Source organism: Burkholderia sp. Bp9099 (genome assembly GCF_003857805.1).
Classification (GTDB): Bacteria; Pseudomonadota; Gammaproteobacteria; order Burkholderiales; family Burkholderiaceae; genus Burkholderia.
This window is the reverse complement of record NZ_QTPU01000067.1, coordinates 1-8,999: the sequence shown is the minus strand read 5'-3', so window position 1 is coordinate 8,999 and position 8,999 is coordinate 1. Positions and strand designations below refer to the sequence as shown.

Sequence of the window (8,999 nt, the reverse complement as noted above, 5' to 3'; positions counted from 1 at the left end):
CAGACCAGCAGCACCACCGACGCGACGTAGAAGATCGCGATGCGCCAGATCACGTTGTTGATCGCGCGCGGCAGCACCTTGCGCGCGTCCTTGCATTCGCCGGCGGCCGTGCCGACCAGTTCGACGCCCGCGAACGCGAACACCACGCCCTGCACCAGCACCAGCGCCGGCATCAGTCCGTGCGGAAAGAAGCCGCCGTTGTCGGTGATCAGATGCATGCCGGTGTCACGGCCGGCGACCTGCACGCCCGTGCCGAGGATCACCGAGCCGATGATGAGAAACAGCACGATCGCGGCGACCTTGATCAGCGCGAACCAGAACTCCATCTCGGCGAACCACTTCACGCCGATCAGGTTCATCGTCGCGACGATGCAGAGCGCGACGAGCGCGAAGATCCACTGCGGCACGGCCGCGAACGGCGCCCAGTAATGCATGTAGAGCGCGACTGCGGTGATGTCGACGATGCCGGTCATCGCCCAGTTCAGGAAGTACATCCAGCCCGCGACGAACGACGCCTTCTCGCCGAGGAATTCGCGCGCGTACGACACGAAGCTGCCGCTGCTGGGGCGATGCATCACGAGTTCGCCGAGCGCGCGCAGGATCAGGAACGAGAACGCGCCGCACACCAGATAGACGATCGCGAGCGACGGTCCGGCGGCTTGCAGACGGCCGCCCGCGCCGAGGAACAGACCGGTGCCGATCGCCCCGCCGATCGCGATCATCTGCACCTGTCGATTGCCGAGGGTCTTGTGGTAGCCGGCTTCGTGCGATTCGAGCCAGCTGCGTTTGTCGGTTTCGCCGGTTGTCGACGGTTCGGGAATCGATGCCATGACGGTATCCTCGTGCACGGATGTAATTGGATTCATCCCGATCGCGAGACGATCGGGACCACCGGTACCGGAGGATCAGGGTGCGGATTCAAGCGCACCCATCCTGATTGCGATTCGCCGATCTTGGCGAAAAGCGCGGTATGTCGCGAACTTATTCAGCCGTAATTCCCATCACAAACAGAATGCGAATTTGGACTAGGCCTGTTCGAATTCCTGCATATGGGCCTCGGCCGTAGCGCCGCAAAGTGCGTCAGCGGGCTCGTCGCGTGCGATGCCGCATATCGCGCATGTGCGACTGTCGTTGCGATTTTTCTATTTCCACTTCCGACCGGGATTCATGCTGGTTCAGGGTCACTTCGGCTCGCCGCGGCTGCCGTGCCTAATCGAGATCGGCTGCGCGGCACCGCGCGCGATGACGTCCGGCCGGCATTGCCTCAAGCATCAGTGGGCAAAGAGATCGCGACCGACTATCGTGTGATGGACGCGCGCGCTGTGCGGATTTCGCGATGCGCGACGCACTCTGGCATTTCTCTCTTGCGTCGGTCCGATCCGGCAGCACTTCGCGTTGCCGAGACATCAGATGAACGCGGTATGTCGTCGCGCCATACTCAAAGAACGCCTCGCCACATGGCATGGTTGGACTGTCTCTTCCGCAGCCAACGAAGTAATCTGATAAGGATAACTACTCTTGATGAAGGCACGTAGCCTGCGCTTGTCAACTTGACATAGCCGTAGCAAGACGCTGCCGCGTACGCATCAGGCCGGTTTCCCGCCGCCGTCGCTCGGCGTTGCCGGCCCCGCATCGATCGCGACGCGATTCTTGCCGTCGTGCTTCGCGCGGTACAGCGCGCGGTCGGCGGCTTCGATCAGCGACGTCATCGGCGTGCCGGCCGCCGGCACGACGCTCGCGCCGCCGATGCTGATCGTCACGTAGCGGCCGGTCGACGAATGCACGTGCTCGAGCCGCAGCGCTTCGATCGCAAGGCGAATCTTCTCGGCGAGCAGGCGCACGCCGCCCGGCGACGTGCCCGGCAGCACCACCGCGAATTCCTCGCCGCCGAAGCGTGCGGCGAGATCGCCCGGGCGGCCGAGGCAGCTTTCGACGGTCGAGGCGACCCGCTTGAGCACGTCGTCGCCCGACACGTGGCCGTACGTGTCGTTGTAAAGCTTGAAGTTGTCGACGTCGATCATCAGCAGCGACAGCTCGCTGCGCTCGCGCGTGCCACGCCGCCATTCGGCGTTCAGGTATTCGTCGAGATAGCGCCGGTTCGACAGCCCGGTGAGCCCGTCGGAATGCGTGAGGCGGCGCAGTTCGAGGTTCGCTTCGAGCAATTGCTGCTGCGATTGCCGCAGTGCGCGGTAGGCTTCGTCGCGCTGCAGCAGGTTGACGTACGAGCGCGAGTGGTAGCGGATCCGTGCGACGAGCTCGATGCGGTCCGGCAGCTTCACGAGGTAGTCGTTCGCGCCGGCCGCAAACGCGGCGCTCTTGATTACCGGTTCCTCTTTGGTCGACAGCACGATGATCGGCACGTCGCGGATCACCGGATTCGTGCGGTACGCCTTCACGAGGCTCAATCCGTCGGTGCCGGGCATCACGAGGTCCTGCAGGATCACGGTCGGCCGCGTTTCGACTGCGGCGGCGAGCGCGTCGTCCGAGCGCGGGCAGTAGTGGAAGTCGATGCGGTCCTCGTCGGCAAGCGCGCGCCGCACGGCCTGGGCGACGATCGTCTGGTCGTCGACCAGCAGCACCATCACCGGCACGTCGGTCGCCGGCGGCACCTGCAGGGTCGCGCGCGCGGCTTCGAGCGCCGCGCCCGCGCCGTCCGCGCCGTCCGCGGCGGAAGTGCCGTTATCGTGGCCCGGGCGTCGCGTGGAGTCACCAGTCATGTCGATACCCGTTGTTGTCATTGCTGTCACGCAAGTCCATTTCATTCAGTTCCCGACGAGCGCCGCCAGTTCGCCCGCAATGCGCTCGAGCGGCAGGATCGCGCGCGCGGCGCCGAGCGTCGCGGCGGCTTTCGGCATTCCGTAGACGGCGCTCGTCGCCTGGTCCTGCGCGATCGTATGGTAGCCCTTCATCCGCATCGCCTTCAGCCCGATCGCGCCGTCGCGCCCCATCCCGGTGAGCAGCACGCCGATCACGTCGCCGGGCCAGTGCTCGGTCACGCTGCTGAAGAACACGTCGACCGACGGCCGGTACGGCGTCTCGGCCGGCTCGCGCGTGTATTCGAGCGTGCCGGCGCGCGTGATCCGCAGGTGGTCGTTGGTCGCGGCGAGCAGCACGAACGACGGCTGCGGCCGGTCGCCTTCGCGCGCGATGCGCACGTTGAGCGGCGTCTGGCCGTCGAGCCATCGCGCCATGCCGTCCGCGAACGCCTGGTCGACATGCTGCACGATCACGATCGGCGCGCCGAAATCGGTGGGCAGCGCGCCGAGGATCGACGCAAGCGCGGTCGGGCCGCCGGCCGACGCGCCGATCGCGACGAGCGGCCCGCCGTCGCCGCGCGCCGTCGTGCCGGCGGGGCGGGCGGCGCCCGCCGGATTGTCGAGCAGCCGGCCGATCTGGTCGATCTTCGCGAGCAACAGCTGCGCGGTGTCGCCGTTCGCGCCTGCGCCGAGCCGCGGCGTATCGACTGCGTCGAGCGCGCCCGCGCCCATCGCCTCGTACACGCGCCACGCATTCGCGCCGATGCTGCTCGTCACGATCAGGATCGCGCACGGCTTGCCCGACGACATGATCCGCCGCGTCGCCTCGACGCCGTCGAACTTCGGCATGATCAGGTCCATCAGCACGACGTCGGGCGGTTGCGCGGCGCAGAACTCGACGGCCTGCGCGCCGTCGGTCGCGACCCACAGCACGCGGTGCTCGGGCCGCCGCGCGACCGCGCGGCGCAGCGCCTCGACGGCGAGCGGAAGGTCGTTGACGATGCCGATGTTCACGGACGGGCTTCTCCTATCAGGTCGCGTACGGCGTCGAGCAGGGTTTCGTCGTGGAAGCTGCTCTTCGCCAGGTAGTAGTCGGCGCCCGCGTCGAGTCCGCGGCGGCGGTCCTCCTCGCGGTCCTTGTACGACACGATCATCACCGGCAGCGATTTCAGCGCGGCATCGCGCTTGATCAGCGTGACGAGTTCGATGCCGTCCATGCGCGGCATGTCGATGTCGGTCACGACGAGATCGAAATCGGCGCCGCGCAGCGCGTTCCAGCCGTCCATCCCGTCGACCGCGACGGTGACGGCATAGCCGCGCTTTTCGAGCAACTTGCGCTCCAGTTCGCGTACCGTCAGCGAATCGTCGACCACCAGCACGTGCCGGCGCCGTGCGACGGCCGTGTGCTGCGCGCGCTGCACCTTGTCGAGCTGGCCGCCGCGCACGAGCTTGTCGACCGAACGCAGCAAGTCCTCGACGTCGATGATCAGCACCGGTTCGCCATTCTCCATCAGCGCGGCCGCCGCGATGTCCTTGACCTTGCCGAGCCGGCGATCGAGCGGCTGGATCACCAGCATGCATTCGCCGCGGAACCGGTCGACGGCGATCCCGTACGACTCCCATTCGTCGCCGATCACGACGGTCGCGACGCTGTCGCCCGCCTGTTCCGGCGGCGGTGCGCCGAGCAGCTGGTGCGCGGTGACGAGCCCGACCGGGCGGCCGTCGAAGCGGAAATGCTGCTGGCCTTCGAGCGTGTCGATGTCGGCGCGCGCGAGTTCGAGCGTGCGGCGCACGTGCGCAAGCGGGATCGCGTACGCTTCGCCGCCGACCTCGACGAGCAGGCTGCGCACGATCGACAGCGTGAGCGGCAGTTGCAGCACGAAGCGCGCGCCGCGGCCCGGCTCGGTGAAGATCCGCACGGTGCCGCGCACGGCCTTGACCATGTCGTGCACCGCGTCGAGGCCGACGCCGCGGCCCGACACATCGGTGACGCGGTCGCGCATCGAGAAGCCGGGGAGCAGCAGGAAGTCGAGCAGCTCGAGGTCGGACAACCGCGCGGCCGTGTCGGCGTCGGCGAGCCGGCGCCGCACAACGCCTGCACGGAGCGCGTCGAGATCGATGCCGGCGCCGTCGTCGCTGACGGAGATCAGCAACTGGCCCGCGCTGTGGCGCGCTTCGAGCGTCACGCTCGCTTCGGCCGGCTTGCCGCGCGCGATGCGCTCGTCGGGCGTCTCGACGCCGTGGTCGAGCGCGTTGCGCAGCAGGTGGCCGAGCGGCGCGTCGAGCATGTCGAGGATGTCGCGGTCGACCTGCGTCGTTTCGCCGACGATCGCGAATCGCACGCGCTTGCCGAGCGAACGTGCGAGATCGCGGACAATGCGCGGATACGCGTGCGTTGCGTCGCCGAACGGTCGCATCCGGCAGCGCAACGCTTCGTCGTAAAGCTGCTGCGCGAGATGCGTGCTGCGGCGGTCGAAGCGGTCGAGCTCGTCCAGGCGCGCGCCGAGCTGCAGCTGCAGGTTGCCGAGCCCCTGGCGCACATCGTTCAGCGACGCGAGCGCGGCCGGGTCGAGCCGCTCCGCCAGCGTTTCGACGAGCACGTCCAGCGAGCGCGCGACGTCGCGCTGCATCCGCTTGATGCGCAGGATCGAGCCCGTGAACGGCTTCAGCCAGTGCGATTCGACGAGCGATTCGCTGGACAGGCTCAACAGCTGATCGAGTTGCTCGGCGCGTACGCGCAGCATCCGCTGCGGATCGTGCCGGGGGGGCGGTTGGGTGTGCAAAGGCGGGGCGTCGGGCGCGACGGCATGCAAGCCCGGCGACGGATCGGCCGGCGGGTGGCGCGGCGGGCCGTCGCCGGTGCGCGGCGATATCGAGACAAGGGCGGCATCGTCGGGCGCGGAGCCGATGTGCGGCGCTGCGGCGCCTGGTTCCGGCGCGGGCGGTACGGGCAGTGTAAGCGGTGTGAGCGACACCGCGCGGTCGGCGCGCTCGTCCGACGCGTCGGTCGGACCCAGTGCGGCCAGCGCGTCGATGTCCGCGCGCGAGATCGCCGCCGCCGGATCGGCGTTGCCGACGCGCAGCAGCAGGTCCACGCCATGCAGCAGTGCGTCGATGTGCGCGGTCGTCAGCGTCAGCTCGCCACGCTGCGCGGCGACGAAGCATTCCTCCATCGCGTGCGCGACGTCGACGCCGTCCTGCAGGTCGACGATGCGCGCGGCGCCCTTCAGCGAATGCGCGGCGCGCATGCACGCTTCCAGCGCGGGCGCGTCGCCGGGCGAATGTTCGAGCGTTAGCAGGCCACTCGCGAGCGCCTGCGTCTGCGTGTGTGCTTCGTCGCGGAACAGGTCGAGCAGCGACAGGCGCATCAGGTCGTCGTCCGTGCTCATCGCAGGCTCCTCGCAAGCGAGTCGAACACGCGATCGGTGTCCAGCACGCCGATCGTTGTATCGCGCCACGCGAGCAGGCCGCGCGTGTGCATCGCGGCCGCGTGGGTGAGCGTCGTCGGCACCGGCAGCAGCGCATGCGCCGCGAAGCGCAGCACGCCCTCGACCTCGTCGACGGGCAGCGCAACCGCGTCGCCGCGATGCTCGACGACCAGCATCCGCGCATACGCGTTGCGCGACTCGTGCGGTCCGGTTGCGTTGCGTTCGAGATTCAGCAGTACACCGAGGGATGCTGCGATCGTCAGCGTGCCGCGCACGTTGACGAGCCCGAGCACGGCGCCGTCGCGCCGGTGCGGCAGCGAATGGATCGGGCGCGGCCCGTCGACCTGCCGCAGCGCGGCGGCGGGCAGGCCGAGCCATTCGTCGCCGACGCGGAACGCGAGCGCGGACTGCTGCGCTTGCGCATCGTCGGCAGATGCGGCGGATGCAGTGAGTCGTGCGTCTGCAGGGGCTGGCTGCGAGGTGCTGCGTGCGGCGCGCGCCGTTTCGGCGAGGTCCGCGTCGGTGAGCGGCCGGTCGAGCAGCTTCCCGGCCGCGTGTTCGAACACCGGGCAGTTCAGGCAGCGGGTGTGCACGGCAAGCCGCGGACACGAGCCGTCACCTCGCGTGCCGATGAGATTCCAGCAATCGTCGACGGCCCTGGCCGGAGCGCGATCGTCACGAGCGGCGTGGGTCATGGGTTCCGCCCGGTTCGCTGGTCCGGTCCGCCGTCGGCACGGCTGACGTGCCGCGCGCTTGCCCGCTGCGCACGCAGCATCAGTTGCCGGGCACCTGCCGCGTCACCTGCCGCGTCGCGCAGCGCGGCGAGATGGGTCAGGGCCTCATAGTGAGCCGGGTCGAGATACAGCGTCTTGCGATAAAAATCCTGCGCGTCCGCATCGAGGCCGCGCGCATCGGCGATCAGGCCAAGCAGGTAGAACGCGTCCGCGTCGGGGCCGTGCGCGAGCGTGAATGCGTGCGCGGCACGCTCGGCGTCGTCGAGGCGGCCCGTGTCGGCGAGCCGGCGGGCGTCGGCGAGCATGGGCGCCGGGGCGGCGGGTGCGCTCGGCGCGGCATCCGCGGCATCGGGCGCCGCCTGCGCGATGCGTGTCGCCGGCGGCCGCTGTGGCACGGCCGGCGGGCGGTGCAGGGTTGCCGTTGCGAAATGGTTTGCCATGGAGAGTGCCGCCACCGGGTGCCGGGGCGGCAACGTCTGCGGCGCCACCGGCTTCGCAGATGCCACAGACACAGTGGGCGGCCGCTCGCCATCGTTCGCGCCCGTGGCCGGAGCATCAGCCTGCGCCGCGCGATGGAACGCGAACGCAAGCGGAATGCGCGCGGGCGCCAGCGCATGCCGCATCATCAGCCCCGTCTCGGCCGGGCCGACGAAGATCGTGCCGCCGTCCGCGAGTTGCCGCTCGAGCAGCCGGATCGACTGGTCCTGAGCGTGTCGGTCGAAATAGATCAGCACGTTGCGGCAGAAGATGAAGTCGTAGCGCGTGTCCGCGTCGAGCGGCAGGTCGAACAGGTTCGCCTGAACGAAGCGTACCGGTTCGCGCACCCGCGGGTCGAGCTGCCAGCCGCCGACCGTTTCGCGGAAATGGCGGTCGCGGAATTCGAGCGGGTGGCCACGAAATGCGTTGCGTCCGTAGACGCCGGCCCGCGCCCGCTCGATCGCGCGTGCGCTGATGTCGATCGCGTCGATCGCGAAGCGTGACGGGCCGATGCCGGCGTCGAGCAGTGCCATCGAGATTGAATACGGCTCCTCGCCGGTCGAGCACGGCACGCTCAGCACGCGCAGCGTGCGCGCCGGCTCGCGCACGAGCCGCACGTCGGCGATCCGCGCAAGCGCGACGAATGCCTCGCGGTCGCGGAAGAACCACGTTTCCGGCACGACCAGCGTTTCGATCAGTGCCTGCCGTTCGTCCGCGGACGCATTCAGCCGCTGCCAGTACGCATCGATCGCGGCGCCACCGGCGGCCTCGGCGACGTCGTCCGGCATGCCGCCGGCGGGCCGCGGTGTGTCGGGCGCGTCCGGTGCATCGGCCTGCGTGACGCGTGCGCGTTCGGCAACCGCGCGCGGGAGCGCACGATTGCCGAGCGTCGCCGCATCCATCCCGGTTTCACGCGCGAGCCACGCTTCGAATCGAGGGTCGTTGGCGTTCATCATGGCCATCATCCGGCAAGCGCCTGCGCGGGCGGAAACAGCAATGCGCGCGCGTCGTCATCGAGCATCTGCTCTACGTCGATCCGCTGCACGAATCCCGTCGCGTCGGCGGCGACCGGCCCGAGCCAACGCGCGTGCGGCGTCGCGATCCCGCTGTCGGCGAATTGCGCGGGCGCGAACTCGCGCACCTGCGTCGCGTGCTCGACGATCAGCCCGAGCCATCGATCGGCGCCGTCCGCCTCGTGTTGCTGCGCATAGCGCACGACGACGAGCCGCGTCGATCGCAGCGCGTGCGCCGCGCGCCCGAGCGCGAGCCGCGGCACGTCAATCACCGGCACCAGCTTGCCCCGGTGATCGATCACGCCGGTGAGCCATGGCGGCGTACCCAGCATCGACTTCACGGGCGCGAGCGCCAGCACCTCGACGATCCGCGTCGCATCGAGCGCATAGCGTTCGCCGTCGAGTTCAAAAAGTAGGAAGAGCATCGTGTCGTCCGCACGAAGGCCGCGTGCGTCAGCCGTCGATCTTGAAGCGCGACACACCGGTGCGCAGGTGGTTCGCGACGAGCGTCAGATCGTCGATCGCCTGCGACGACTGGCGCAGCGATTCGGCCGTCTGCTGCGCGGCTTCCGACAGCTGCGACAGCGCCTG

General features: G+C 69.1%; 7 protein-coding genes. All 7 read right to left on the bottom strand.

The window, feature by feature from the left end:
* Positions 1-830 (bottom strand): amino acid permease (locus tag DIE17_RS36685; RefSeq protein WP_124921826.1); only part of this gene is annotated, 830 nt, incomplete at its 3' end.
* A gap of 756 nt (positions 831-1,586) precedes the next feature.
* The gene (locus tag DIE17_RS36675; protein ID WP_124489845.1) at positions 1,587-2,717 is read right to left on the bottom strand and encodes a diguanylate cyclase; all 1,131 of its coding nucleotides are present in this window, start codon (positions 2,715-2,717) and stop codon (positions 1,587-1,589) included.
* 45 nt (positions 2,718-2,762) lie between these two features.
* The gene (locus DIE17_RS36670) at positions 2,763-3,770 is read right to left on the bottom strand and encodes a chemotaxis response regulator protein-glutamate methylesterase (RefSeq protein ID WP_124489844.1); all 1,008 of its coding nucleotides are present in this window, start codon (positions 3,768-3,770) and stop codon (positions 2,763-2,765) included.
* Positions 3,767-6,145, bottom strand: coding sequence for a hybrid sensor histidine kinase/response regulator (locus DIE17_RS36665; RefSeq protein WP_124489843.1), 2,379 nt, complete (start codon positions 6,143-6,145; stop codon positions 3,767-3,769). The genes DIE17_RS36670 and DIE17_RS36665 overlap by 4 nt, the downstream gene beginning before the upstream one ends.
* The gene (locus DIE17_RS36660) at positions 6,142-6,879 is read right to left on the bottom strand and encodes a chemotaxis protein CheW (protein ID WP_124489842.1); all 738 of its coding nucleotides are present in this window, start codon (positions 6,877-6,879) and stop codon (positions 6,142-6,144) included. The genes DIE17_RS36665 and DIE17_RS36660 overlap by 4 nt, the downstream gene beginning before the upstream one ends.
* Positions 6,876-8,348, bottom strand: coding sequence for a CheR family methyltransferase (locus DIE17_RS36655; protein ID WP_124489847.1), 1,473 nt, complete (start codon positions 8,346-8,348; stop codon positions 6,876-6,878). The genes DIE17_RS36660 and DIE17_RS36655 overlap by 4 nt, the downstream gene beginning before the upstream one ends.
* Before the next feature lie 8 nt (positions 8,349-8,356).
* The gene (locus DIE17_RS36650) at positions 8,357-8,833 is read right to left on the bottom strand and encodes a chemotaxis protein CheW (RefSeq protein ID WP_124489841.1); all 477 of its coding nucleotides are present in this window, start codon (positions 8,831-8,833) and stop codon (positions 8,357-8,359) included.
* Positions 8,834-8,999: the final 166 nt, after the last annotated feature.

Coding starts and splice junctions, on each gene's coding strand:
- DIE17_RS36655 (WP_124489847.1), bottom strand. CDS start 8,348: ATGAACGCCAACGACCCTCGATTCGAAGCGTGGCTCGCGCGTGAAACC.
- DIE17_RS36665 (WP_124489843.1), bottom strand. CDS start 6,145: ATGAGCACGGACGACGACCTGATGCGCCTGTCGCTGCTCGACCTGTTC.
- DIE17_RS36660 (WP_124489842.1), bottom strand. CDS start 6,879: ATGACCCACGCCGCTCGTGACGATCGCGCTCCGGCCAGGGCCGTCGAC.
- DIE17_RS36675 (WP_124489845.1), bottom strand. CDS start 2,717: ATGACTGGTGACTCCACGCGACGCCCGGGCCACGATAACGGCACTTCC.
- DIE17_RS36650 (WP_124489841.1), bottom strand. CDS start 8,833: ATGCTCTTCCTACTTTTTGAACTCGACGGCGAACGCTATGCGCTCGAT.